Below are 25,970 nucleotides of genomic sequence, written 5' to 3'. Positions count from 1 at the left end.
TCCTGAAAAACATGCTGATTATTTGGCTTTAGCCTGGCGCTGATAGCGTACCGCTTCGACGAACACATCGGAATTGGCCGGGTCGTCCAGATAAGCGGACACCTGGTCAATCCGGCTGTCGATCAACACGCCGTCGCCGTCGTCGGTCTGGAAGCCTTGGCCACTGAGCGCTTGCTGCCCAAGTGCCTGTTTGATCTGCTCGAGGTCGAGGTTGTACACCACCAGCTCATGCTTGTCGGTGAGCTCGAACCCGGCAATGGTGAAATGCCCACCGAACTGCGCCGGCACCTTCGCCGAGAGATACCAGCGGCTGCCGTGGCGCGACACCGTGAACGGATAAGCCTCGCGCTCCCTGGGTTTGGCCCTGAAGTAGCTGACCGCCTGATAGCGATTGTCGCCGACGCGCGTCAGTTCCAGGTTGAGTGGCTCACCCCAGGCGTTGGTACTGGTCCATTTGCCGAGCAACCCCTTGGGCGCCCGCTCGCTCGTGGGCAACGGTTCCTTGAAGGTCACCAGGCAGCCACTGAGCAGCAGGATCGACAAGGCGATCACTACGACACGCCAGGCTTTCATTCAACACTCCCTTTGAACACGCACTGCCCTCAATTAAACACCGGCCCCTGTGGGAGCGAGCCTGCTCGCGATGGCGGAGTGTCAGGCAACAGGTATGCTGAATGTCAGGCCGCCATCGCGAGCAGGCTCGCTCCCACAGAGGTTAGCGTTCACATCGGGATTAGACCGAAGCCAGCACCAAATGCATATAACGCGTCAGTATGCCGAGCATTTCCTCTTCGGCGGCCGGCTCGGTGTCGTTGAGCAGGCCCTGATATTCCATCCGTCCGATTATAGCCGTCAACACTTTGGCATCCTGTTGTGGCTCGCGGGAACCCAATACCTGAAAAAGCTGGCAGGACCCCTGCAGGAGAATTTGCTGGTGCGAACGCACCAGCCTGGCCAGGCGCGGGTTCAGCAGCGCCTCCTGGCGGAATGCCTGCTCGGCCATCAAGTGCTCGCGACGGGTGACCAGTTGCCGGTGAACATAGTCGGTCATCAGCCGTGCAATCTGGTCGGCCAGGTGCGAGCGCGCCTGCGGGCTGCCGTCGCCGCTGGCGATCATGTCCCGCAACAGACCCTCATTGTTCACCCACAGTTTGGCCATGTAGGCCGCGCTGCGTTCGACATACTGGGCGAAGGTATCGGTGAGCAGGTCATCGATGTCCTTGAAGTAGTAGGTGGTCGCCGACAGCGGCACATTGGCCTCGGCTGCCACGGCCCGATGGCGCACGGCACGCACGCCGTCGCGCACGACAATGCGCATCGCGGCATCGAGAATCTCCTGTCGCCGCTGCTCGCTGCCCTGTCGGCTGGCCTTGCGACCCTGGTACTGAACACTCTCAGCGACCGCAGTGGCGATACCCGCTGCACCTTCTTGAGCCAATGCATGCTTCACGACGGGAATTCCTCTCTCTCTACTTCAAAAGTAACCAATTGATACGTTTGTACCAGACAGGCAATAAAAAGCCGCCCATGTCAGGCGGCTTTTTAGTTGAAACACTTACGCTTGCGGCCGCATGTGCGGGAACAGGATCACGTCGCGGATCGACGGTGAGTTGGTCAGCAACATCACCAGGCGGTCGATGCCGATACCCTCACCCGCCGTTGGCGGCATGCCGTACTCCAGCGCGCGAACGAAGTCGGCGTCGTAGTGCATGGCTTCGTCGTCGCCGGCGTCCTTGTCGGCCACCTGCGCCATGAAACGCTCGGCCTGGTCTTCCGCGTCGTTCAACTCGGAATAGGCGTTGGCGATTTCACGACCACCGATGAACAGTTCGAAACGGTCGGTGACGTTCGGGTTCTCGTCGTTACGACGGGCTAGTGGCGACACTTCGAACGGATACTGGGTGATGAAGTGCGGCTGTTCCAGCTTGTGCTCGACCAGCTCTTCGAAAATCATCACCTGCAGCTTGCCCAGGCCTTCGAAGCCCAGCACCTTGGCACCGGCCTTCTTGGCGATGTCACGGGCCTTGTCGATGTCGTTCAGGTCGTCAGCGGTCAGCTCGGGGTTGTACTTGAGGATCGAGTCGAACACCGACAGACGCACGAACGGCTCGCCGAAGTGGAACACCTTGTCGCCGTACGGCACGTCGGTGCTGCCCAGAACCAGCTGCGCCAGTTCGCGGAACAGTTCTTCGGTCAGGTCCATGTTGTCTTCGTAGTCGGCGTAAGCCTGGTAGAACTCCAACATGGTGAATTCAGGGTTGTGACGGGTCGAAACGCCTTCGTTACGGAAGTTGCGGTTGATCTCGAACACCTTTTCAAATCCGCCAACAACAAGCCGCTTCAGGTACAGCTCCGGGGCGATACGCAGGAACATGCCCATGTCCAGCGCATTGTGGTGGGTTTCGAATGGCTTGGCTGCCGCGCCGCCCGGAATGGTTTGCAGCATCGGCGTTTCCACTTCCAGGAAGTCACGCTTCATCAGGAAGCTGCGGATGTGGGCGATGACTTGCGAACGCACGCGGAACGTCTGGCGCACGTCTTCGTTGACGATCAGGTCAACGTAGCGCTGGCGGTAGCGTTGCTCGGTGTCGGTCAGGCCGTGGTGCTTGTCCGGCAACGGGCGCAGGGATTTGGTCAGCAGGCGCACGCTGGTCATTTCCACATACAGGTCGCCCTTGCCGGAACGGGCCAGGGTCCCTTCAGCAGCGATGATGTCGCCCATGTCCCAGGTTTTCACCGCGGCCAGGGTTTCTTCGGACAGGGTCTTGCGGTTGACGTAGACCTGGATGCGCCCGGTCATGTCCTGGATCACCATGAACGAGCCACGGTTGAGCATGATGCGACCGGCAACCTTGACCGGGATCGCAGCCTCTGCCAGCTCTTCCTTGGTCTTGTCCGCGTACTGTTTCTGCAATTGCTCGCAGTAGTTTTCGCGGCGGAAGTCGTTGGGGAAGGCATTGCCCTTGGCGCGCTCGGCAGCAAGCTTTTCCTTGCGCAGGGCGATCAGGGAGTTTTCTTCCTGTTGCAGGGCTTGCGGGTCGAGTTCTAGGTCGCTCATGTCTTTAAATATTCCATCACGGGTTCGTTGCCCCCGGCCTGCGGCCGGGGATCGCTGGCAAGCCAGCTCCTACAGGGATCAGGTGTACGCCGATCCCGTATTGCGTGCCTTAAATGCCAGATTTCAGGCTGGCCATCAGGTATTCGTCGATATCGCCGTCGAGCACCTTGTCGCAATCGCTGCGTTCGATGTTGGTGCGCAGATCCTTGATCCGCGACGCATCGAGCACGTACGAACGGATCTGGTGACCCCAGCCGATATCCGACTTGGTGTCTTCCAGCGCCTGGGAAGCGGCATTGCGCTTCTGCATTTCCTGCTCGTACAACTTGGCCCGCAGCATTTTCATGGCGGTGTCCTTGTTGGCGTGCTGGGAACGTTCGTTCTGGCAGCTGACCACGGTGTTGGTCGGTACGTGGGTGATACGTACGGCCGAGTCGGTGGTGTTTACGTGCTGACCACCGGCACCGGAGGAACGATAGGTGTCGATCCGCAGGTCCGCCGGGTTGATCTCGATTTCCACCTTGTCATCGATCTCTGGCGAGACGAACACGGCGGAGAACGACGTGTGGCGACGGTTGCCGGAGTCGAACGGGCTCTTGCGCACCAGGCGGTGTACGCCGATCTCGGTACGCAGCCAGCCAAAGGCGTATTCGCCCTTGATGTGCACGGTAGCACCCTTGATCCCGGCGACTTCACCGGCCGACAGTTCCATGATGGTCGCGTCGAAGCCGCGTTTGTCAGCCCAGCGCAGGTACATGCGCAGCAGGATGTTGGCCCAGTCCTGGGCTTCGGTACCGCCGGAGCCGGCCTGGATGTCCAGGTAGGCGTTGTTCGGGTCCATTTCGTGGCTGAACATGCGGCGGAATTCCAGCTTGGCCAGACTTTCCTCAAGACGGGCCAGCTCGGCGACGACATCGCCCACTGCGCCTTCGTCGTTTTCTTCGACGGCCATGTCCAGCAGGTCACGGCAATCGGCCAGACCGGTGTTCAGCTCGTCCAGGGTATCGACGATTTGCGCCAGCGCAGCGCGCTCGCGACCCAACTCCTGGGCGTATTCAGGTTTGTTCCAGACACTCGGATCTTCAAGCTCGCGGTTGACTTCGGTCAGACGCTCATGCTTTTGATCGTAGTCAAAGATACCCCCGAATAGTTTCGGAGCGCTCGGACAGGTCCTTGATGGTGTTCAGGATCGGGTTGATTTCCATGGCGGGCAGCACTCGTTGGCGAACTTTTGAAAGCCGGCGAGTATAACGGCAAACGGCCGCAAACGGCAGTCCGCTTGGCTGAAAAGCCATGCCTCGCAGGCGATCTTTGCAACGATGGAGATCACGGTGGGAGCCGGGCTTGCCCGCGATGGGGGCCTGACAGTCGATATATTCGTCGCCTGACACACCGTCATCGCGGGCAAGCCCGCTCCCACAGTGTTCTGCGTCGCTTATCCGATTCCCACCTGATTGCGCCCGTTGTTCTTCGCCAGGTACAGCCCCTTGTCCGCCGCCGAGATCAATTCCCGGCAATGACTGCCAGCCGTCGGGGTGATGGTCGCCAGGCCGATGCTGATGGTCAGGTTCGATCCCTCGGTCGGAGAACTGTGCGGGATCTTCAAGGCTTCTACGGTCATGCGCAGTTTTTCCGCCACCAGACGCGCGCCGCCCTGGGAGGTGTTGGGCAGCACCAGGGCAAACTCTTCACCGCCGTAACGGGCCGGCAGGTCGGAAGGCCGGGCACTGGCGTCGCGGATCGCCGTGGCGACCTTGCGCAGGGCCTCGTCGCCTTCCAGATGGCCGAAGGTGTCGTTGTAGGTCTTGAAGTAATCCACGTCGATCATCAGCAGCGACAATTGGCTTTGCTCACGCAGTGAGCGGCGCCATTCAAGCTCCATGTACTCGTCGAAATGCCGGCGGTTCGACAACCCGGTCAGGCCGTCCGAGTTCATCAGCCGTTGCAGCACCAGGTTGGTATCGAGCAACTGCTGCTGGCTGACCCGCAACGCGCGGTACGCCGCGTCACGCTGCAACAGCGTCATGTAGGAGCGCGAGTGATACCGGATACGCGCGACCAGTTCGATGTTGTCCGGCAGTTTGACCAGGTAATCGTTGGCCCCGGCCGCGAACGCCGCGCTCTTGATCAGCGGGTCTTCCTTGGTCGACAGGACGATGATCGGAATGTCCTTGGTCGCCGGATGATTGCGGTATTCACGCACCAGGCTCAAGCCGTCCAGACCGGGCATGACCAGGTCCTGCAGGATCACCGTCGGCTTGATGCGGACCGCATGGGCAATGGCCTGGTGCGGATCGGCGCAAAAATGGAAGTCGATGTTCTCTTCGTTCGACAGCCCACGCCGCACCGCCTCGCCGATCATCGCCTGATCATCCACCAACAACACCATGGCGGCATATTCGTCAGTCTTGAAGTCGTCGAGCTGTAAATCATTCATGTGCGTTCACCTGAAAACTGCCTCGGCCAGGATTGCTGCTAATAGTAGTCATTTGGGAAAGATCTCCAGCAATCGTGGCGCTATCTTTTCCAGCGGGCGTATTTCCACGGCGGCGTCGATGGCCGCAGCCGCTTTCGGCATACCGTACACCGCGCTGCTGTTTTGGTCTTGTGCGATGGTCAGGTAGCCCTGCTGGCGCATGAGTTTAAGCCCCTGCGCGCCATCACGCCCCATGCCGGTGAGCAAAACCCCGACCGCATCGCCGTTCCAGTAACTGGCCACGCTCTCGAAAAACACATCGATCGAGGGCCGATAAATCTCATTGACCGGTTCGGCGGTGTAAGCCAGGGTCCCGTTTTTCAATAATCGAATATGGTGATTGGTGCCGGCCAGCAACACCGTGCCGCGTTGTGGCGACTCGCCCTCCCGGGCCAGGCGCACGTTCAGGCCACTGGCGCTGCCGAGCCATTCGGCCATGCCGGCGGCAAACACCTGATCAACATGCTGCACCAGCACAATGGCCGCGGAAAAATCCCGTGGCAGCCCCTTGAGCAACACCTCCAGCGCCGCCGGCCCGCCCGCGGAGGAGCCGATGGCGATCAGGCGCTGACGCGAGGCGGAACTGCGCAGCGGGCTCGGTGCGCCAGGCGCCGGCTTGCTCTTCTCGCCAATCAGCCAGCCGATGTTCATGATCTTGCGCAGCAAGGGCGCCGCGGCTTCCTGGGCATTGCCGGCACCGAGGGCCGGGGTGTCGACCACATCCAGCGCGCCATGGCCCATGGCTTCGAATACGCGGTGTACGTTTTGTTGCCGATCCACGGTGACGATGACGATGGCGCAGGGCGTTTCGGCCATGATCCGCCGGGTCGCTTCCACCCCGTCCATCACCGGCATGATCAGGTCCATGAGGATCAGGTCCGGCGTCTGTTGAGCGCACTTTTGCACGGCCTCCTTGCCATTGCCGGCCACCCAGATCACCTGATGCGCAGGTTCGAAAGCCAGTGCGCGGCGCAAGGCCTCCACGGCCATTGGCATGTCGTTGACGATGGCGATTTTCATGCCCTTGCTCCTCCTATGAGCTCAACGACTGCATCGAGCAGGGCGTCGTCATGAAAACTGGCTTTGGCTAGATAATAGTCGGCTCCGGCGTCCAGTCCACGACGGCGGTCCTCCTCACGGTCCTTGTAGGACACCACCATCACCGGCAGCGATTGCAGGCGGTTGTCCCGACGCAACAGCGACACCAGTTCGATACCGTCCATGCGCGGCATATCAATGTCGGTGATCAACAGATCGAAATCCTCCGAACGCAGGGCGTTCCAGCCATCCATGCCGTCGACCGCCACCGCCACGTCGTAGCCGCGATTAATCAGCAGCTTGCGTTGCAGCTCGCGTACGGTCAGGGAGTCGTCCACCACCAGAATCCGCTTGCGGGCCGCTTCGGCGGCCTGATGGCTGTGTCGGGCAATGCGCTCCAGACGCCCAGTATTGAGCAGTTTGTCCACCGAACGCAGCATGTCCTCGACGTCGACGATTAGCACCACCGAACCGTCGTCGAGCAAGGCCCCGGCGGAAATGTCCTGGATCTTGCCCAGGCGCTCATCCAGCGGCAGCACCACCAGGGTCCGCTCGCCGATAAAGCGCTCGACCGCCACCCCATAAATCGCATCGCGCTCGCGGATGACCACGACTTTCAAGGTCTGCTGGCTGCCCTGGCTCGCGGGGCGCTGCAGTAACTGGCTGGCGGCGACCAGCCCCACGTGCCGGCCTTCATGCCAGAAGTGCTGCCGGCCCTCGACCTGTACGATGTCCGTCGGTTCCAGATCGCGCATGCGTTCGATGTGGGCCAGCGGGAAGGCATAGGCCTCGTCGCCGACTTCCACCACCAGGCTGCGCACCACCGACAGGGTCAGCGGCACCTCGAGGTGGAAACGACTGCCCTCGCCCGCTGTCTGTTCCAGCACCACCGCACCGCGCAACTGACGGACCATATGCTGCACCGCGTCCAGGCCGACGCCACGCCCGGAGACTTCGGTGACGGTATCGCGCAGGCTGAAACCCGGCAGGAACAGGAACGTCAGCAGTTCTTCTTCGCTCAACTGCGCGGCCGTTTCTGGTGGCGACAACTGACGCTCGATGATGCTGCGACGGACTTTTTCCAGATCGACACCGTTGCCGTCATCACTGAGCTCCAGCACCAGCAACCCGGCCTGGTGGGAGGCGCGCAAGCGAATCACCCCTTCTTGCGGTTTGCCGGCCAACAACCGCTGCTCCGGGGTTTCGATCCCGTGATCGACCGCGTTGCGCAGCAAGTGTGTCAGCGGTGCTTCGAGCTTCTCCAGGACGTCGCGGTCGACCTGGGTTTTCTCGCCCTCGATCTCCAGCCGCACCTGCTTGCCGAGGCTGCGCCCAAGATCGCGGACCATCCGCACCTGACCGGTCAACACATCGGCGAACGGCCGCATGCGACAGGCCAGGGCGGTGTCGTACAACACCTGCGCACGCTGGCTGGCTTGCCAGGCGAACTCGTCCAGCTCGGCATTTTTCTCCACCAGCAATCGCTGGGACTCGGCCAACAAACGGCGCGCATCATCGAGGGCTTCCCGGGCTTCAAGGCTCAGGGCATGGTCCTTGAGATGAACGTTGAGGTTTTCCAGCGCCCGTAGCCCGTTGCTCTGCGTGCGTTTGAGCCGCTGCATGGTGGCCAGGTGCGGCTTGAGGCGCAGGGTCTCCACCAGGGATTTGCTCGACAGATCGAGCAGGCTGTTCAGGCGCTCGGCGGTGACCCGCAACACGCGCTCGCCATTTTCATTGGTGCGCCGGGTCTGTTTCGGCGCGGCCACCGACTCGGCAGGCAGCTCGACGACCGGGGTCGGTTCTTCGACCCCGGGTGCGGGCGCTTCGAGTTGAAGCGCCGCCATCACCGACACGGCAGGTGCCACGGCGGGCATGGCAACGGCTCCAGGGTCGAGCAAGCGTGTCATCAAGGCAACATACGCCTCGATTTCCGCAAACCCCGGCGTGTTGTTCGGCGTTGCAATGCGCATCAGCAGGTCGGTGCCTTGCAGCAGCGCATCGATGTGCTCGGCGCGCAGGTACAGCCGCCCTTCCTGGGCGCTGACCAGGCAATCCTCCATGACATGGGCAACGCTGACCCCGGCATCGACACCGACAATCCGCGCCGCGCCCTTGAGCGAGTGTGCCGCCCGCATGCACGATTCGAGTTGATCGGCCTGGGTCGGGTCGCGTTCCAGCGCCAGCAGCCCTGCGCTCAGTATCTGGGTCTGGGCTTCGGCTTCCAGGCTGAACAGCTCCAGCAAAGAAGTGTCGCGCATCTGCTCGGGGGTCATGAAAGGCTCCGGGTCACGGCGGACAACAGCTGTTCTTCATCCAGCCAGCGCAGGCTGCGACCTTTGAATGGCAACACGCCGCGGGTGTATTTGGCACTGGCCTGGGTGCCGGAACGCGACGCCGCGTCAAGGATGCGTTCATCGATGGCGTGAATGCCGTCCACCTCGTCCACCGGCACCACCACCGGCCCGCCATGGGCAGCAATGATCAACATGCGCGGCATGACCCGAGTGCCTGCGGCCGCGTTGTTGACGCTGTCGAGCCCCAGCAACTCCACCAGCGACAGGCACGCCACCAGCGCGCCGCGAACATTCGCCACTCCGAGCAAGGCCCTGGAGCGCTGGTGCGGCAGTGAGTGAATGGCTTGCTGCGGCGCCACTTCCACCAGACTGCGGGTAGTCAGGCCCAACCATTCTTCGCCGAGGCGGAACATCAGCAGCGAGCGGGTTTTCACCTCGCTCTGCACGGTGGCGGACACGTGTTCGCGATCTTCCTGCTGCAACGCATAACGATCCAGCAGGCGCGTCGCGGCGGCCGAATACACCGCGCAATTGCGGCAATGAATGTGTTCGATCAGCAGCGGGCACGACTTGTCGCCATGGATGCCGATGCGGTTCCAGCAATCGTCGATGGCCTGGGCATCTTCATGGGTGACGCTAAAGGTGTCGGAGGCGATCATCGTTTACGCTCACTGTCGGCGGCGCGCTCGCTGCGGGCGGCACGGTCCTGCAATCGTCTGGCACCCACGGTGTCGCCCTGGGACTGCAGCAACGCAGCCAGGTGCATCAACGCGTCGGGATGTTGCGGTTCGAGGTACAACGCCTTGCGATAAAAACCCTGGGCTTCCAGGACACTGCCGGCGACATCGCTGAGCAACCCCAGCCAATAGAACACCTGGGCCACGGGTTCATGGCTGCGCAGGTAGCTTTCGCAAGCGGCACGGGCCTCGGCGCTTTTGCCTTCGTTGGCCAGCGCGGCGATGTTCGCCAGCAGCGTGGCGGCATCGCAAGGGTCCGGTTTCACTGGCAGTGCTGGCCGCGCAACGCTGGTGAACGGGCGCCTGGCGACCGGTGGCGGCACGATGTTGCGGACCGGTTGCGGTACCGGCAAAGGCCCAGGTCTTGGCGTAGACATGTGCGTGGCAACGAATGCCGGCCCAGGCTCAGGGTCCACAGCGCTCTGGCGGTTGAAGGCAAAGGACTGCGCGATACCGATCGAACGCATGCCCAGACGCCCCAGCAGACTGCCTTCGGCCGGGCCGATAAACAGCACGCCATCGACGTGGGTCAGGCGCTTGAGGACTTCGAACACCTGCTTTTGCGTCGGTTGGTCGAAGTAGATCAGCAGATTGCGGCAGAACACGAAGTCATAGGGTGGCTCATTGGCGAGCAAGTCTGGATCGAGCAGATTACCGACTTGCAGGCGTACTTGCTCCAGCACCCGGCCGTCGAGGCGATAGCCGTCATTCTCAGCCGTGAAATAGCGGTCACGGAAGGCCAGGTCCTGCCCACGAAAGGAATTTTTGCCGTACAGCGCATGCCGGGCCTTTTCCACCGACAGTGGGCTGACGTCCATGCCTTCGACCTTGAACTGGTGCGGCTTGAATCCGGCATCCAGCAGCGACATGGCAATCGAGTACGGCTCTTCGCCGGTGGAACACGGCAAGCTGAGAATCCGCAGGGCGCGCAGGTTGTTGATATCGGCCAGGCGCTTGGCCGCCAGTTTCGCCAGGGCAGCGAAGGATTCCGGATAACGGAAAAACCAGGTCTCCGGGACGACCACTGCTTCGATCAACGCCTGTTGCTCGTCCCTTGAACCCTGCAGCGTGCGCCAGTATTCGTCAGCCGTCTCTGCCAGGGATACCGCGCTGCGCTGACGCACTGCACGCTCAATGATTGCCGGGCCCACCGAGTTCACGTCGAGGCCGATACGCTCCTTGAGAAAATCGAAAAAACGCTGATCGCTGCTCATGGCCGCTCCCCGAGCAGCGCCAGGTCCAGTGGCGGTGTTGGAAACAACAGCGCGCGAACCCGCTCATCCAGCAAGTCGGCGACCCGTACCCATTGCAGCAAGCCTTGCGCATCTTCGCGGACAGGTCCCAGGTATGGCGCCTGGCGATTGTCCAGGCCATAGGGCTGAAATTCAGCGGGATTGCAGCGCAAGGTATCGGTGGCCTGTTCCAGAATCAGCCCGAGCAATTGAGCCTTTGCGTTGTCATCCGGCCGGTAAAGCACCAGCACCAGTCGAGTGCTGGTACGGGCCTGGGCCGGCGTGCCGAAGGTCAGCGCACTGAGGTCGATCACCGGCACCACCGCGCCGCGCCAGGCGAACACGCCTGCCACCCAGTGCGGCGCGTGGGCAATGGGCTTCAAGGGCAGGCGCGGCAGCACTTCCGCCACTTCAATCGCCTGCAAGGCGTAACGCTCGCTGCCGATGCGGAACACCAGAAACAACGCGTGCAACGCCTGCTTCACCGCAGTGCGTTTGGCGGTCAGTTCGCTCATCAGACTTTGAATCGCGAGACGCCGCTACGCAGCCCTACGGCGACCTGGCTCAGTTCGTCGATGGCGAAACTGGCCTGGCGCAAGGACTCGACGGTCTGGCTGCTGGCGTCGCCCAATTGCACCAGGGCATGGTTGATCTGCTCCGCACCGGTGGCCTGGGCCTGCATGCCCTCGTTGACCATCAATACCCGAGGCGCCAGCGCCTGGACCTGATGGATGATCTGCGACAACTGCTCGCCGACCTGCTGCACCTCGGACATGCCACGGCGTACTTCTTCGGAAAACTTGTCCATGCCCATCACCCCGGCCGACACCGCCGACTGGATCTCGCGCACCATTTGTTCGATGTCGTAGGTGGCGACGGCAGTCTGGTCCGCCAGGCGCCGGACTTCGGTGGCGACCACGGCAAATCCGCGACCGTACTCACCGGCCTTCTCGGCCTCGATGGCGGCATTGAGCGAGAGCAGGTTGGTCTGGTCGGCGACCTTGACGATGGTCACCACCACCTGATTGATGTTGCCGGCCTTCTCGTTGAGGATCGCCAGCTTGGCGTTGACCAGATCGGCCGCGCCCATCACCGAATGCATGGTTTCTTCCATGCGGGCCAGGCCCTGTTGCCCGGAACCGGCGGCGACCGAGGCCTGATCGGCGGCGGTGGACACTTCAGTCATGGTGCGCACCAGATCCCGCGAGGTGGCCGCGATTTCCCGGGACGTCGCACCGATTTCGGTGGTGGTGGCAGCGGTTTCGGTGGCGGTGGCCTGTTGCTGCTTGGAGGTGGCCGCAATCTCGGTGACCGACGTGGTGACCTGTACGGACGAGCGCTGGGCCTGGGACACCAGCGAGGTCAGCTCGGTCATCATGTCGTTGAAGCCGGTTTCCACGGCGCCGAATTCATCTTTGCGCTCCAGATTCAGGCGACTGCTGAGGTCACCGGTGCGCATGATTTCGAGAATATTCACGATGCGGTTCATGGGCGCCATGATGGCGCGCATCAGCAACAGGCCGCAGAGCCCGGCGGCCAGTACCGCGACCACCAGGGAAATGCCCATGATGACTTTGGCGGTGAGCACCGCATCATCGATGGCGGCAATATCGTTGTCGGCAACGACTTTGTTCTCGCGCAGGATGTCATTGAGCTTCATGCGCCCCGCCGTCCAGGCCGGGGTCAACTCTTCCTTGAACATCTTGATGGCATCGGCGTTCTGTTTGCGCTTATACAACTCGATCACGGCACCGAGAATCCGGTGGTAATCGGCATGGGCTTTCTCAAACGCGGCGTACTCGACCTTGTCTTCGTCAGTCGTGACCGTCCCTTTATACAACTCCATCTGCTCTTGCAGGCGCGCCGCATAACCCTTGAAGTCCGCGACATCTTCAGCACTGAAGTCCTGCCCTTCTTCGAGGCCCAGCATGTCCAGCATCCGCAGGTAACTGTCGGACCAGGCGCCGCGAATCATCGAGCTGTAATACAGCCCCGGCAGCGCATCCTCACGCACGCTGGCTTCGCTGGTTTCGATCTTCAGCAGCCGCGAATACGAGACGACCACCATCAGCAACATGATGGCGATGATGACTGCAAAACTCGCCAAAATGCGTTGGCGCAACGTCCAGTTCTTCACAGGCTGTCCTCGGGGGCTGTTTCGAAATGCGGGGAGTATAGCCGAGGGCGGTGTTTCATTTATAAGACGGGTGCGCACCACTTCTCATCCCGCCCATTAAAAGGCCGGGATGGGGTGCCTGAAACACCGCTTTCGCCAGCAAGCCGGCTCCTACAATGTGAACTCCCCCCCAAAATGTTGGACGGTCTCGGTATTCCACAGGGTTCAGTCCGTCAGGGTGAGCAACTCGTCGCGCACCAACCGGGGTATGGCAACCGGCTTATTGCTGGCCCGGTCCACGTAGACGTAAACAACGTACCCCAGCGCGGAAACCGTGGGCTCGTCATTGCAAAAGATGCCCAGTTCATAACGGGCACTGCTGGTGCCCAGGTGTGCGATACGCAAACCGACCGTCACTTGATCGGGAAAGGTGATCGGCGAAAAGAAGGTGCAACTCGACTCGACGATCAATCCGATGACCGGACTGCTGTCGATATCCAGGGTGCCCTGCTCCACCAGGAAATGGCTGATCGCCGAATCGAAGAACGAATAGTAGACAACGTTCTGCACATGACCATAGGAGTCGTGGTCACCCCACCGCGTGCCGATGGTGTAGAAGCGCCGAAAATCCTCGCGGCGCGGGCGGTAGGTCTTCTCGCTCATGGTGACTCCGTGTGAATGGCTCGCACGCTCATTGGAAATCCTCAATCAAATGGCTTCGACAGCCTTGGCACATGTGTTGTGCAGGCTGGTTTTTTTTCAAAGTACCGGCTGGCTATCCGTTGCTGTCCTCCCTCTTCGGGGGGGGCATGAAGGATGGAGGACAATGCCCATCAGACCGACGCGGCTTTCGACCGCATTCAGAAAATTAGATATACACTCGGATAAATCGATAAAAACAGCCCACCGGGTACGCTTCCCATGATGACCTTGCGTCAGATCCGTCACTTCATCGCCGTGGCCGAGACCGGATCGATCTCCGCTGCCGCGCAAGCCGCGTTCATTTCCCAGTCCACGCTGACCCTGGCGATCCAGCAACTTGAGCAGGAAATCGGCGTCGGCCTGTTCAACCGCCATGCCAAGGGCATGACCCTGACCCACCAGGGGCATCAGTTCCTGCGCCAGGCACACTTGATTCTCGCCACCGTCGACAACGCCAAACGCAGCCTGCAACAGAGCACCGACCAGGTGGCCGGGCAGTTGATCGTCGGGGTGACCAGCCTGGTGGCCGGTTACTACCTGGCGGACTTGCTCACCCGTTTCCAACGCGCCTACCCCAACGTCGAAATCCGCGTGATGGAGGATGAACGCCCTTACATCGAGCATTTGCTGGTCAGCGGCGAAATCGATGTCGGCGTGCTGATCCTTTCCAACCTCGAAGACCGCCACGCCTTGCAGACCGAAGTACTGACTCACTCGCCCCATCGGCTATGGCTGCCGGCCCAGCATCCGCTGCTGGAACACGACAGCATCAACCTCGCCGACGTGGCCCGCGAGCCGTTGATTCAGTTGAACGTCGATGAAATGGACCGCAATGCCCAGCGCATGTGGACGGCGGCCTCCCTGCAACCGCGCATCACCTTGCGCACCGCCTCGACCGAAGCGGTGCGAAGCCTGGTGGCCGCCGGCCTCGGGGTGTCGATCCAGCCCGACATGACCTATCGCCCATGGTCACTGGAGGGCGACATCATTGAAGCGCGACCGATTGCGGACCTGAGCCAGACCCTCGACGTCGGCCTGGCCTGGCGTCGCGGTACCGCGCGGCCGGCCTTGGTGGACCCATTCCTGACAGTCGCCCGGGAGCAACCCCACGGCGGACGCAAGCCATCTATTTAATCGAACGCCACCTTCAGTATTTAGTATTTGTCGACCTCGGGTCCGCGCACTAGTCTAGGTTCATCTAATAAAGACGGCCGGCCCCCAGTCACAGGGAGCAGCATGGCCACACAAGAAAAGAGAACCCGAAAAATGGCTGGCGCGCAGACCCCGCTGTTCACCGCGTTGTTGATCGATGGCGAATTGGTCGCGGGCCAGGGTTTTGTCGAACCCATTCTCAACCCGGCCACCGGCGAAGTGCTGACGCAGATCGCCGAAGCCAGCAGCGAACAAGTCGAAGCCGCCATCCTCGCCGCTCACCGCGCCTTCGGCAGTTGGTCGCGAACCACGCCGCAGCAACGCTCGAACCTGCTGCTGGACATCGCCAACGCCATCGAAAAAAACGCCGACTTGCTCGCCCGCCTCGAAGCCCTGAACTGCGGCAAGCCGTTGCACCTGGCTCGTCAGGACGACCTGAGCGCCACCGTCGATGTGTTCCGTTTCTTCGCCGGCGCCGTGCGTTGCCAGACTGGCCAGCTCAGCGGCGAATACCTGCCGGGCTACACCAGCATGGTGCGCCGCGATCCGATTGGCGTGGTGGCATCGATTGCGCCCTGGAACTACCCGATCATGATGGCCGCGTGGAAAATCGCCCCGGCCCTGGCTGCCGGCAACACCCTGGTGTTCAAGCCATCGGAGCACACACCGTTGTCGATCCTGGCCTTGGCGCCGGCACTGGCCGAGATCCTCCCGCGCGGCGTGATCAACATTGTCTGCGGTGGCGGCGAAGGGGTCGGCAGCCACCTGGTCAGCCATCCCAAAGTACGCATGGTGTCGCTGACCGGCGATATCGTCACCGGCCAGAAAATCCTTCAGGCCGCCGCCAAAACCCTCAAGCGCACCCATCTTGAACTGGGCGGCAAAGCTCCGGTGATCGTCTGCAACGATGCCGACATCCAGGCCGTGGTCGAAGGCGTGCGCACCTACGGCTACTACAACGCTGGCCAGGATTGCACGGCGGCCTGCCGGGTGTATGCCCAGGCCGGTATTCACGACCGTCTGGTGGCCGAACTCGGCGCTGCGGTGAGCAGTCTGCGCTTCGCCGGCAAGCGCGATGCCGACAATGAAATCGGCCCGCTGATCAGCACCCGCCAGCGCGACCGCGTGGCCAGTTTCGTCGAACGCGCCCTCGGCCAACCGCACATCGAACGGGTGACCGGCGCAGCAGTGCATTCCGGCGCAGGCTTCTTCTACCAGCCGACGCTGCTGGCCGGTTGCAAACAGAGCGACGAAATCGTCCAGCGCGAAGTGTTCGGGCCGGTGGTGACCGTGACCCGTTTCGATGACCTGGAGCAAGCGGTGGACTGGGCCAACGACTCGGAATACGGCCTGGCGTCCTCGGTCTGGACCCAGAACCTGGACAAGGCGATGCAGGTCGCCGCGCGGTTGCAGTACGGCTGCACCTGGATCAACAGCCATTTCATGCTGGTCAGCGAAATGCCCCACGGTGGCCTCAAGCGTTCAGGCTACGGCAAGGACCTGTCCAGCGACTCGCTCCAGGATTACAGCGTGGTGCGCCACATCATGGCGCGCCACGGACAGCATCTCTGACTACGCTAATAAGAAGCCGTCAACGGCATGCTTCACCACGTTCAAAACTGCCCCGACCATAATTTAAAGAAGAGGGAAACCCCATGTTCGTGCACAAGACCGCACTGCTCAGTGCAATCACCACAGCGCTGCTGGCCAGTGCCAGTGTCCAGGCCGCCGAGCCGCTGAAGGCCGTCGGTGCCGGCGAAGGGCAACTGGATATCGTGGCCTGGCCCGGCTACATCGAACGTGGCGAAAGCGACAAGGCCTACGACTGGGTGACCGGTTTCGAGAAGGAAACCGGCTGCAAGGTCAATGTGAAAACTGCAGCCACCTCCGATGAGATGGTCAGTCTGATGGCCAAGGGTGGTTACGATCTGGTCACGGCATCCGGCGATGCCTCCCTGCGCCTGATTGTCGGCAAGCGTGTGCAGCCGATCAACACCGCGCTGATCCCGAACTGGAAGAACCTCGACCCACGCCTCAAGGATGGCCCGTGGTACGTAGTCAACAAACAGACCTACGGCACCCCGTATCAGTGGGGCCCGAACGTGCTGATGTACAACACCAATGTGTTCAAGACCCCGCCGACCAGTTGGGGCGTGTTGTTCAACGCACAAGACCTGCCGGACGGCAAATCGAACAAGGGCCGCGTGCAGGCCTATGACGGCCCGATCTACATCGCCGACGCGGCGCTGTACCTGAAAACCGCAAAGCCGGAACTGGGCATCCAGAACCCCTATGAACTGACTGAAGCCCAGTACAAGGCCGTGCTCGACCTGTTGCGCGCCCAACAGCCGCTGATCCACCGCTACTGGCACGACACCACCGTGCAAATGAGCGACTTCAAGAACGAAGGTGTGGTCGCAGGCAGCTCCTGGCCCTATCAGGTCAACGGACTGGTGACGGATAAACAGCCGATCGCCTCGACCATCCCGAAAGAAGGCGCCACCGGTTGGGCCGACACCACCATGATGCACACCGATGCCAAACACCCGAACTGCGCCTACAAGTGGATGGACTGGTCGCTGCAACCGAAAGTCCAGGGTGACGTAGCAGCGTGGTTCGGTTCGCTGCCGGCGGTTCCGGCGGCATGCAAAGAGAGCGAATTGCTTGGCGCCGAAGGCTGCAAGACCAACGGTTTCGACAACTTCGACAAGATCGCCTTCTGGAAAACCCCGCAGGCCGAAGGCGGCAAGTTCGTGCCGTACAGCCGCTGGACCCAGGATTACATCGCGATCATGGGCGGCCGCTAAGCCTGGCCCTTGTGGGAGCGAGCCTGCTCGCGAAGAGGCCATCACACTCAATGTTGATGGTGGCTGACACACCGCCTTCGCGAGCAGGCTCGCTCCCACAGTTGATCACCGCCGCAGCCACTGACGTGCTCGGCTTAGAGACGACAGATACCCGTTTTTCAGAAGTCCAGGCAGGGCCGCTGCGACGGCCTTCGCCTTTTTGGAGCACCGCACCATGACGCTTGCAGTCCAGTTCACCAACGTTTCCCGTCAGTTCGGCGAAGTGAAAGCCGTTGACCGGGTTTCCATCGACATCCAGGACGGCGAGTTTTTCTCCATGCTGGGGCCTTCCGGCTCGGGCAAAACCACTTGTCTGCGCCTGATCGCCGGTTTCGAACAGCCGAGCGCGGGTTCGATCCGCATTCATGGCGAGGAAGCCGCCGGGCTGCCGCCGTATCAGCGTGACGTGAACACGGTATTCCAGGATTACGCGCTGTTCCCGCACATGAACGTTCGCGACAACGTTGCCTACGGCTTGAAAGTCAAAGGCGTCGGCAAAGCCGAACGCTTGAAACGCGCCGAGGAAGCCCTCGACATGGTTGCCCTCGGCGGCTATGGCGAGCGCAAGCCGGTCCAGCTCTCCGGCGGCCAGCGCCAGCGTGTGGCCCTGGCCCGTGCCCTGGTCAATCGCCCGCGGGTGCTGCTGCTCGACGAACCCCTGGGCGCGCTGGACCTGAAACTGCGCGAGCAGATGCAAGGCGAATTGAAGAAGCTGCAACGCCAGCTCGGCATCACCTTCATTTTCGTCACCCACGACCAGACCGAAGCGCTGTCGATGTCCGATCGCGTCGCCGTGTTCAACAAGGGACGCATCGAACAGGTCGATTCACCGCGCAACCTGTACATGAAACCGGCAACCACCTTCGTCGCCGAATTCGTCGGCACCTCCAACGTGATTCGCGGCGACCTGGCGAAGCAGTTGAGCGGCAATCCACAACCCTTTTCGATTCGCCCGGAACACGTGCGTTTTGCTGAGGGCCCGCTGGCCAGCCATGAAATCGAAGTCAGCGGCCTGCTGCACGACATCCAGTACCAGGGCAGCGCCACCCGTTATGAGTTGAAGCTGGAAAACGGCCAGACCCTGAACATCAGCCAGGCCAACAATCAATGGCTCGATACCAGCGCCCAGCACCAGACCGGGCAACGCATGAGCGCGCGCTGGGCCCGGGAAGCCATGATTCCGTTGCACGACACCCTTGTGAGCGGGGTGTGAAATGAGCACCTTGGCTATCTCTCAAACCCCGGCCGGCGGCTCGCCGCTGCGCAGGTTTTCCAACCTGTTGTATCGCCGGCCGAACCTGTACCTGTCGATGCTGCTGGTGCCGCCACTGCTGTGGTTCGGTGCGATCTACCTGGGCTCGCTGTTGACGTTGTTGTGGCAAGGTTTCTACACCTTCGACGACTTCACCATGACGGTCACGCCCGAGCTGACCCTGGCGAATTTCGCCGCGCTGTTCCAGTCGTCGAACTTCGACATCATCCTGCGCACCCTGAGCATGGCGATTGTCGTGTCCATCGCCAGTGCCATCGTCGCGTTCCCCATTGCCTACTACATGGCGCGCTACACCACCGGCAAGACCAAGGCGTTTTTCTACATCGCAGTGATGATGCCGATGTGGGCCAGCTACATCGTCAAGGCCTATGCCTGGACACTGCTGCTGGCCAAGGGTGGCGTGGCGCAGTGGTTCGTCCAGCACCTGGGGCTGGAGTCACTGTTGCAGCTCGTGCTGGAGATCCCGGGCGTGGGCGGCAGTACCTTGTCGACCTCGCATTTGGGGCGTTTCATGGTGTTCGTCTACATCTGGCTGCCGTTCATGATCCTGCCGATCCAGGCCTCGCTGGAACGCCTGCCGCCGTCGCTGCTGCAAGCCTCGGCCGACCTCGGCGCCAGACCGAGCCAGACTTTCATGCAGGTGATCCTGCCGCTGTCGGTGCCGGGCATTGCCGCCGGCTCCATCTTCACCTTCTCGCTGACCCTGGGCGACTTCATCGTGCCGCAACTGGTGGGTCCGCCGGGCTACTTCGTGGGCAGCATGGTGTATGCCCAGCAAGGTGCGATCGGCAACATGCCGATGGCCGCGGCTTTCACGCTGGTGCCGATCGTGCTGATCGCCATTTACCTGTCCATTGTCAAACGACTGGGGGCCTTCGATGCACTCTGAGAAAGCTTCTTTAGGCCTTAAAATCGCGGCCTGGGGCGGGTTGGTGTTCCTGCACTTCCCGATCCTGATCATCTTCATGTACGCCTTCAACACCGAAGACGCGGCATTCAGCTTTCCGCCCAAGGGCTTCACCCTGAAGTGGATCAGCGTGGCGTTCTCGCGGCCGGACGTGCTGGAAGCGATCAAGCTGTCGCTGCAGATCGCTTCGATTGCCACGTTGATCGCGCTGGTCCTTGGCACCCTGGCCTCGGCGGCGCTGTACCGGCGTGATTTCTTCGGCAAGCAAGGCATCTCGCTGATGCTGATCCTGCCGATCGCCCTCCCGGGCATCATCACCGGGATCGCGCTGCTGGCGACCTTCAAGACGCTGGGCATCGAGCCGGGGATGTTCACCATCATCGTCGGCCACGCGACCTTCTGCGTGGTGATCGTCTACAACAACGTCATCGCCCGGCTGCGCCGCACCTCCCACAGCCTGATCGAGGCGTCGATGGACCTGGGCGCCGACGGCTGGCAGACCTTCCGTTACATCATCATGCCGAACCTCGCCTCGGCGTTACTGGCTGGCGGCATGCTCGCGTTCGCGCTGTCGTTCGACGAAATCATCGTCACCACCTTCACCGCCGGCCATGAACGCACCCTGCCGCTGTGGCTGCTCAACCAGCTCAGCCGCCCTCGGGACGTGCCGGTGACCAACGTCGTCGCGATGCTGGTGATGATCGTGACCATGCTGCCGATTCTCGGCGCCTATTACCTGACCCGTGGCGGTGAAAGCGTGGCGGGGAGTGGCGGGAAATAACGAACAACTCAATACCCACTGAAGGAACCGAATCCTGTGGGAGCAAGGCTTGCCCGCGATGGCGGTGTGTCAGTCGACATCCATGTTGAATGTGATGGCCTCATCGCGGGCAAGCCTTGCTCCCACAGGGACCCGGTTCCCTCAGGGGGGAAATAACAACAGTTCTGAAGAGGACGATGTCATGCAAACCCAACTCTTGATCAACGGCCAACTGCTCGACGGCGAAGGCCCCGCCCAACCGGTGTTCAACCCGGCGCTGGGCCGCGTGCTGGTGGAAATCAATGAAGCCAGCGAAGCCCAGGTCGATGCCGCCGTGCGCGCCGCCGATGCCGCGTTCGACAGCTGGTCGCACACTCCGCCCAAAGAACGCTCGTTGTTGCTGCTCAAACTCGCCGACGCCATCGAAGCCCATGGCGAAGAGCTGGCCAAGCTGGAATCGGACAATTGCGGCAAGCCCTACAGCGCCGCGCTGAACGATGAAATCCCGGCGATTGCCGACGTGTTCCGCTTCTTCGCCGGCGCCAGCCGCTGCATGAGCGGTTCGGCCGGTGGCGAATACCTGCCCGGCCACACCTCGATGATCCGCCGCGACCCGGTGGGCGTGATCGCGTCCATCGCGCCGTGGAACTACCCGCTGATGATGGTCGCCTGGAAAATCGCCCCGGCCCTCGCCGCTGGCAATACCGTGGTACTCAAGCCATCGGAACAAACGCCGCTGACGGCCCTGCGCCTGGCGCAACTGGCGTCGGAGATTTTCCCGGCCGGCGTGCTCAACCTGGTGTTCGGCCGTGGCCCTACGGTTGGCAGTCCGCTGGTCACTCACCCGAAAGTGCGCATGGTGTCGCTGACCGGCTCGATCGCCACCGGTTCGAACATCATTTCCAGCACCGCCGACAGCGTCAAACGCATGCACATGGAACTGGGCGGCAAGGCCCCGGTGATCATCTTCGACGACGCGGACATCGACGCCGCCGTCGAAGGCATCCGTACCTTCGGCTTCTACAACGCCGGCCAGGACTGCACCGCCGCCTGCCGTGTCTATGCGCAAGCAGGCATCTACGAGAAGTTCGTCGAGAAACTCGGCGCTGCGGTCAGCAGCATCAAGTACGGCTTGCAGGATGATCCGTCCACCGAGCTCGGCCCGCTGATCACGGCGCAACACCGCGACCGCGTGGCCGGCTTCGTCGAGCGCGCCGTGGCCCAGCCGCACATCCGCCTGATCACGGGTGGCAAAGCCGTGGAAGGCAACGGTTTCTTCTTCGAGCCGACAGTGTTGGCAGACGCCCGACAGGATGACGAAATCGTCCGCCGCGAAGTGTTCGGGCCGGTGGTGTCGGTGACCCAATTCACCGATGAAGCTCAGGTACTGGGCTGGGCCAACGATTCGGACTACGGCCTGGCCTCGTCCGTGTGGACTGCCGATGTCGGCCGCGCCCATCGCCTGTCGGCCCGATTGCAGTATGGCTGCACCTGGGTCAACACCCACTTCATGCTGGTCAGCGAAATGCCCCATGGCGGTCAGAAACTGTCCGGGTACGGGAAGGACATGTCGATGTACGGGTTGGAGGACTACACCGTCGTTCGGCATGTGATGTTCAAGCACTAACCGCTTTAAAAGCATCGCGAGCAAGCTTTGCTCCCACAGGTTTTGTGTCGTTCACATCACTGGGGTGCGCCACAAAACCTGTGGGAGCAAGGCTTGCCCGCGATGGAGTCACTACGGTTTCAAGGTCGAAACCGGCATTACGCACCACCAGGTTTCAAACACAACAATAACCACCGATCCGGGCGGCGCCCCCAAGGCCCCGTCACGGTGTCGGACATCCGAAATCTGCCGATTTTCCGGAGCAAATACATATGAGTGCATCACCCGATCTCTCTGTTGCCATTGCCGACAGCGATGCCGAGCAACTACGCAAACTGGGGTACACCTCCAACTTCAATCGCAGCATGAGCCTGTGGGAAAACTTCGCCCTGGGCTTCACTTATCTTTCCCCGGTCGTAGGGGTTTATACCCTCTTCGGGCTGTGTCTCGCCGCTGGCGGGCCACCGATGTTCTGGGCCTATCTGCTGGTCGGTTGCGGCCAGTTGCTGGTGTGCCTGATCTTCGGTGAAGTGGTTTCGCAATTCCCGATTTCCGGTGGCGTCTACCCATGGGCCCGTCGTTTGGTGGGCAAGCGCTGGGCGTGGATGGTCGGCTGGATCTACTCCATCGCCCTGTGCGTGACCATCGCCGCCGTGGCGGTCGGTGCCGGTCCTTACCTCGCGGCGATGCTGGGTTTTGAACCGAGCAACAACACCAACATCGTCATCGCCCTGGTGCTGACGCTGTTCGCCACCCTGGTCAACCTCAGCGGCACCAAGGTGCTGGCACGCATCGCCATGTTCGGCTTCCTCTGCGAACTGGTGGGTGCGGTGATCGTCGGCGTTTACCTGCTGGTTTTCGAGCGCCATCAGCCGATCAGTGTGCTGTTCAACACCTTCGACATCAGCGTCGACGGCTCGTACCTGCCGGCTTTCCTCACCGCCTCGCTGGCGGGGATGTTCCTGTACTACGGCTTCGAGGCCTGCGGCGACGTGGCCGAAGAAACCCCGAACCCGAGCAAGAAAATCCCGGTGGCCATGCGCATGACCATCTACATCGGCGGCATCGCGGCGATGTTCGCCTGCCTGGCCCTGATCCTCGCCGTGCCGGACATGCAAGCAGTGATCAACGGCACCGACAAGGACCCGGTCACGACCATCCTCAACAACGCCTTCGGCCCGGTGGGCTCGAAAGTGGTGATGGGCGTGGTGATGATTTCCTTCATCTCCTGCGTCATCAGCCTGCAAGCGGCGGCGAGCCGTCTGCTGTACTCCTACGCACGGGATGAAATGGTCATCGGCAGCCGACTGCTGAAAAAGATTTCTCCTGCGACCCAGGTTCCGGTTGCCGCACTGTTTGTGTCCGGTGTCCTGCCGGCGCTGATCATCATCCTCGGCTTCTTCCTGCAGGACGCGGTCGCCACCATCGTCAGCTTCGCCGCCATCGGCATCTACCTGGCGTTCCAGATGATCGTGCTCGGCGCGCTGTACGCACGCATGAAAGGCTGGAAACCGAGCGGCAAATTCACCCTCGGTGCCTGGGGCTGGCTGGTCAACATCGGCGCGCTGGCCTACGGCATCGGCGCCATCATCAACATGGCCTGGCCGCGTACGCCGGATGCGGCGTGGTACATCAACTACGCCATGGTGTTGAGCACTGCCATCGTGATTGGTTTGGGCCTGATCTACATGTGGATTGGCAAGCCGTATGACCATGGCACGGCGCCTGCCGGGGATGCGTGGAAGGTTAGTCGGTAACGTTTTCGCCTTTCGTTAGGGCACCTTGCCTGCAGAGATGCGGGCAAGGTTGATGACGTTATATGGGTTGCGGTTTGGCGAGGATTTCGAATTCATCCATTAACAAATGGATTTCGGTACTAGGGTTAGGCTCGCCACTGATGGCGACGTCCTCAAGAATCTTTGGTGCCAACGTTCTCGCCTTCAGAAACGGCTCACCCAACAGTTGAGCAAAATAGCTGCTCTCTTCGCCCTTGTCGTACTGATCCATGTTGGGCTTCTTTCTCAGGCTCCTGACCACCAGATCACCTGGCGAATACTTCCCGACAGCTCTGAAAGGCTTTCGATTGAAACCGAAGTGCAAAAGAAGCCAAAACTCAAAGCAGGGATACGACGCAATGACCCTGATCTTTGGATGGGACTTGGCAACGTTCATCGCACGCTGAAAGCAGAGGTGCGTATCACGATCCAGAACACAAAACACTTTGTCGAAGCCTTTTTGCCGGATGACGGCTCGCTCAACGATACCGCTCGGGTGCGTTACTCCGCAGTGAACAATTTCAACTTGTGCCCTGGCACGAAAATGACGCGCGGCCTCTTCCAGATATCGCTTCCCTGACTTGCTGTCCTCGCAAAGCACCAGCACTTTAGGCTGAGGCTTGAATCGTGATGCCTTGCGATCAAAGGACTTGTTCGAACTCGCCATACTCATCCCTGCCTTAGCAACGGAAATCCGCGATAGCGGCCTTCAAAGTAGCGTTTCTCTACATCCTCACTCTCCCGACCTGCAAAGTCATGAATGGAAAAGAGGTTCGTGGCGCCATGAGCATCGCGCTCAGTAATCCAGAACTGATCGCGACGCAAAATCTTTTCGTTCATGAGATGCGTATCGTGGGTGGTAAATATCAACTGGGTATCCAGCCCACTATCCAAATGCTTACCAATCAAATCAGCAACGATTTCCGGATGCAGGCTACTGTCCAGCTCATCGACACAAAGGACTCCGCTGCCACCTGCCTGATTCATCATGAACCAGGGCAACCAGAAGCCAATCAGGTTCTTCGTCCCGCACGACTCTTCGGAAAAATCGAAATCCGCATCGCCGGAAACACTCGAGTGCGTCAGCGTCAATTTGTCCTTCTGAGCCGCGGCAAAGAAGTCTTTCAGAGTGAGTTTCTTATTGCTCTGAATCGAAGCAGACTCGTCAGAACTGAGCGCAATGGCAGATACCGGAATATCCAACGCATTAAGAAAATCACGAAGATCATGTGTGTGGTCAGACACCATCTGAAGAAACCTGATCGATGCCGTGGATAACCCCATCATGTTGTTCTGCTCGACGACGAGAAAGCCAGTTTGAAACCAGCTGAATGGCGTTCGCAACTGGCGCAACTCTTCACTGCTGTTGGTCACGGCTTGCGCGAGAAATAGCATTTTCGGGCTCGTCAAACGCCGCCACGCACAATGCACCTCTTCGCCACCCTCCAGCGTTTTGCCAAAGACATAGTGTTCGCCTTCAGCGTCGAAGAGGCGATCATAAAGGAGCGTTTCTTTCCCTCTCGGGTAGACGACCAGTTGTTCTTTAACAATCCGTTGCCCCGTCAACCCGAGCACAAACCGATATCGCAGCCCCGCTTGAATGAAGTTGTACTCAAAAACACTGGGTTCATCCTTCAATGCGCGATCAAATCGAAAGGGCGAAACCGGCAGTGGTTCGCCATTCGAACCTGAAGTCGTGGCCAACAAGCGGCCGACTATTCCCATCGCCCGGATCAACGAAGACTTGCCGGAGGCGTTCGGGCCGTAAATCGCCGCCACCTTCAGTAGGTCTGGCAGCTTCTCGGAGTTCGTAGAAGATTTGAATAGGTTGCGCGTCTTGCTCAGACGAGGAGTCGCCGCCATGGACAGGGTTTGCCTGTCACGGAAAGAGCGGTAATTGGAAACTGAAAATTCGATCAGCATGGAGAAAACCTGCAGTTCATTCCTTGGTTTCGAATAGATAAAGGAAAAACGGCGGCTTGGGTGTCGTTTGACTGC

22 protein-coding genes are annotated in these 25,970 nt (G+C 60.9%); 8 read left to right on the top strand and 14 right to left on the bottom strand.

Annotation, left to right across the window (positions count from 1 at the left end):
- Nucleotides 1–18: 18 nt before the first annotated feature.
- The 12 genes from LAB08_RS05235 to LAB08_RS05180 all read right to left on the bottom strand — a co-directional run bounded on the left by LAB08_RS05235 (nucleotide 19) and on the right by LAB08_RS05180 (nucleotide 13,614).
- Entirely contained in the window at nucleotides 19–573 is a 555-nt protein-coding gene (locus LAB08_RS05235; RefSeq protein WP_096513201.1) for a hypothetical protein, read from the bottom strand.
- A 160-nt stretch (nucleotides 574–733) separates the two neighbouring features.
- Complete coding sequence (locus LAB08_RS05230; RefSeq protein WP_096515555.1) at nucleotides 734–1,438, bottom strand: TetR/AcrR family transcriptional regulator; 705 nt, start codon at nucleotides 1,436–1,438, stop codon at nucleotides 734–736.
- A 117-nt stretch (nucleotides 1,439–1,555) separates the two neighbouring features.
- A complete protein-coding gene (gene lysS / locus LAB08_RS05225) occupies nucleotides 1,556–3,058 on the bottom strand; it encodes a lysine--tRNA ligase (RefSeq protein ID WP_096513202.1) in 1,503 nt (500 codons plus the stop codon).
- 109 nt (nucleotides 3,059–3,167) lie between these two features.
- A protein-coding gene (prfB, locus tag LAB08_RS05220; protein ID WP_121103560.1) for a peptide chain release factor 2 occupies nucleotides 3,168–4,263 on the bottom strand; the annotation gives its coding sequence in 2 pieces (ribosomal slippage) (nucleotides 3,168–4,190 and nucleotides 4,192–4,263; 1,095 coding nt in all).
- Nucleotides 4,264–4,493: 230 nt separating this feature from the next.
- Nucleotides 4,494–5,495 (bottom strand): response regulator, encoded by a 1,002-nt coding sequence (locus LAB08_RS05215; protein ID WP_096513204.1) that lies wholly within the window; start codon nucleotides 5,493–5,495, stop codon nucleotides 4,494–4,496.
- A 48-nt stretch (nucleotides 5,496–5,543) separates the two neighbouring features.
- Nucleotides 5,544–6,554, bottom strand: a complete 1,011-nt coding sequence (locus LAB08_RS05210; RefSeq protein ID WP_096513205.1) for a chemotaxis response regulator protein-glutamate methylesterase — start codon at nucleotides 6,552–6,554, stop codon at nucleotides 5,544–5,546.
- Nucleotides 6,551–8,845 (bottom strand): hybrid sensor histidine kinase/response regulator, encoded by a 2,295-nt coding sequence (locus tag LAB08_RS05205; RefSeq protein ID WP_096513206.1) that lies wholly within the window; start codon nucleotides 8,843–8,845, stop codon nucleotides 6,551–6,553. The genes LAB08_RS05210 and LAB08_RS05205 overlap by 4 nt, the downstream gene beginning before the upstream one ends.
- Nucleotides 8,842–9,525 (bottom strand): chemotaxis protein CheW, encoded by a 684-nt coding sequence (locus LAB08_RS05200; protein ID WP_096513207.1) that lies wholly within the window; start codon nucleotides 9,523–9,525, stop codon nucleotides 8,842–8,844. The genes LAB08_RS05205 and LAB08_RS05200 overlap by 4 nt, the downstream gene beginning before the upstream one ends.
- The gene (locus LAB08_RS05195; RefSeq protein ID WP_096513208.1) at nucleotides 9,522–10,817 is read right to left on the bottom strand and encodes a CheR family methyltransferase; all 1,296 of its coding nucleotides are present in this window, start codon (nucleotides 10,815–10,817) and stop codon (nucleotides 9,522–9,524) included. Before LAB08_RS05195 ends, LAB08_RS05200 begins: the two co-directional genes overlap by 4 nt.
- Complete coding sequence (locus tag LAB08_RS05190) at nucleotides 10,814–11,350, bottom strand: chemotaxis protein CheW (RefSeq protein ID WP_096513209.1); 537 nt, start codon at nucleotides 11,348–11,350, stop codon at nucleotides 10,814–10,816. Before LAB08_RS05190 ends, LAB08_RS05195 begins: the two co-directional genes overlap by 4 nt.
- Nucleotides 11,350–12,972, bottom strand: coding sequence for a methyl-accepting chemotaxis protein (locus LAB08_RS05185; protein WP_096513210.1), 1,623 nt, complete (start codon nucleotides 12,970–12,972; stop codon nucleotides 11,350–11,352). Before LAB08_RS05185 ends, LAB08_RS05190 begins: the two co-directional genes overlap by 1 nt.
- A 204-nt stretch (nucleotides 12,973–13,176) precedes the next feature.
- Nucleotides 13,177–13,614, bottom strand: a complete 438-nt coding sequence (locus tag LAB08_RS05180; protein ID WP_096513211.1) for an acyl-CoA thioesterase — start codon at nucleotides 13,612–13,614, stop codon at nucleotides 13,177–13,179.
- 258 nt (nucleotides 13,615–13,872) lie between these two features.
- On the opposite strand from LAB08_RS05180, the gene LAB08_RS05175 reads away from it, so the two are divergent.
- From LAB08_RS05175 to LAB08_RS05140, 8 genes are all read left to right on the top strand, one after another.
- Nucleotides 13,873–14,787 carry a LysR family transcriptional regulator gene (locus LAB08_RS05175; protein WP_096513212.1) on the top strand — a complete coding sequence of 305 codons (915 nt, stop codon included), beginning with the start codon at nucleotides 13,873–13,875 and terminating at the stop codon, nucleotides 14,785–14,787.
- Between the two features lie 102 nt (nucleotides 14,788–14,889).
- Nucleotides 14,890–16,377: a gamma-aminobutyraldehyde dehydrogenase gene (locus LAB08_RS05170; RefSeq protein ID WP_096513213.1), complete on the top strand. Its 1,488-nt coding sequence runs from the start codon at nucleotides 14,890–14,892 to the stop codon at nucleotides 16,375–16,377.
- Nucleotides 16,378–16,460: 83 nt separating this feature from the next.
- Nucleotides 16,461–17,612, top strand: a complete 1,152-nt coding sequence (ydcS, locus tag LAB08_RS05165) for a putative ABC transporter substrate-binding protein YdcS (RefSeq protein WP_096513214.1) — start codon at nucleotides 16,461–16,463, stop codon at nucleotides 17,610–17,612.
- 214 nt (nucleotides 17,613–17,826) lie between these two features.
- Nucleotides 17,827–18,864 carry an ABC transporter ATP-binding protein gene (locus tag LAB08_RS05160; protein WP_096513215.1) on the top strand — a complete coding sequence of 346 codons (1,038 nt, stop codon included), beginning with the start codon at nucleotides 17,827–17,829 and terminating at the stop codon, nucleotides 18,862–18,864.
- Between the two features lies 1 nt (nucleotide 18,865).
- Nucleotides 18,866–19,813 (top strand): ABC transporter permease, encoded by a 948-nt coding sequence (locus LAB08_RS05155; RefSeq protein WP_096513216.1) that lies wholly within the window; start codon nucleotides 18,866–18,868, stop codon nucleotides 19,811–19,813.
- A complete protein-coding gene (locus LAB08_RS05150; protein WP_096513217.1) occupies nucleotides 19,803–20,612 on the top strand; it encodes an ABC transporter permease in 810 nt (269 codons plus the stop codon). The genes LAB08_RS05155 and LAB08_RS05150 overlap by 11 nt, the downstream gene beginning before the upstream one ends.
- A gap of 181 nt (nucleotides 20,613–20,793) precedes the next feature.
- Nucleotides 20,794–22,218, top strand: a complete 1,425-nt coding sequence (locus LAB08_RS05145; RefSeq protein WP_096513218.1) for a gamma-aminobutyraldehyde dehydrogenase — start codon at nucleotides 20,794–20,796, stop codon at nucleotides 22,216–22,218.
- A gap of 251 nt (nucleotides 22,219–22,469) precedes the next feature.
- Nucleotides 22,470–23,954 carry an APC family permease gene (locus LAB08_RS05140; RefSeq protein WP_096513219.1) on the top strand — a complete coding sequence of 495 codons (1,485 nt, stop codon included), beginning with the start codon at nucleotides 22,470–22,472 and terminating at the stop codon, nucleotides 23,952–23,954.
- A 58-nt stretch (nucleotides 23,955–24,012) separates the two neighbouring features.
- On the opposite strand, the gene LAB08_RS05135 is transcribed toward LAB08_RS05140, so the two are convergent.
- Entirely contained in the window at nucleotides 24,013–24,639 is a 627-nt protein-coding gene (locus tag LAB08_RS05135) for an RloB family protein (RefSeq protein WP_096513220.1), read from the bottom strand.
- Between the two features lie 2 nt (nucleotides 24,640–24,641).
- Nucleotides 24,642–25,895, bottom strand: coding sequence for an AAA family ATPase (locus LAB08_RS05130; protein WP_096513221.1), 1,254 nt, complete (start codon nucleotides 25,893–25,895; stop codon nucleotides 24,642–24,644).
- Nucleotides 25,896–25,970 lie beyond the last annotated feature (75 nt).

It is taken from the genome of Pseudomonas izuensis (assembly GCF_002356535.2).
Classification (GTDB): domain Bacteria; phylum Pseudomonadota; class Gammaproteobacteria; order Pseudomonadales; family Pseudomonadaceae; genus Aquipseudomonas; species Aquipseudomonas izuensis.
Note: the sequence above shows the minus strand (reverse complement) of the source record. Positions and strands in the feature narration are given on the sequence as shown.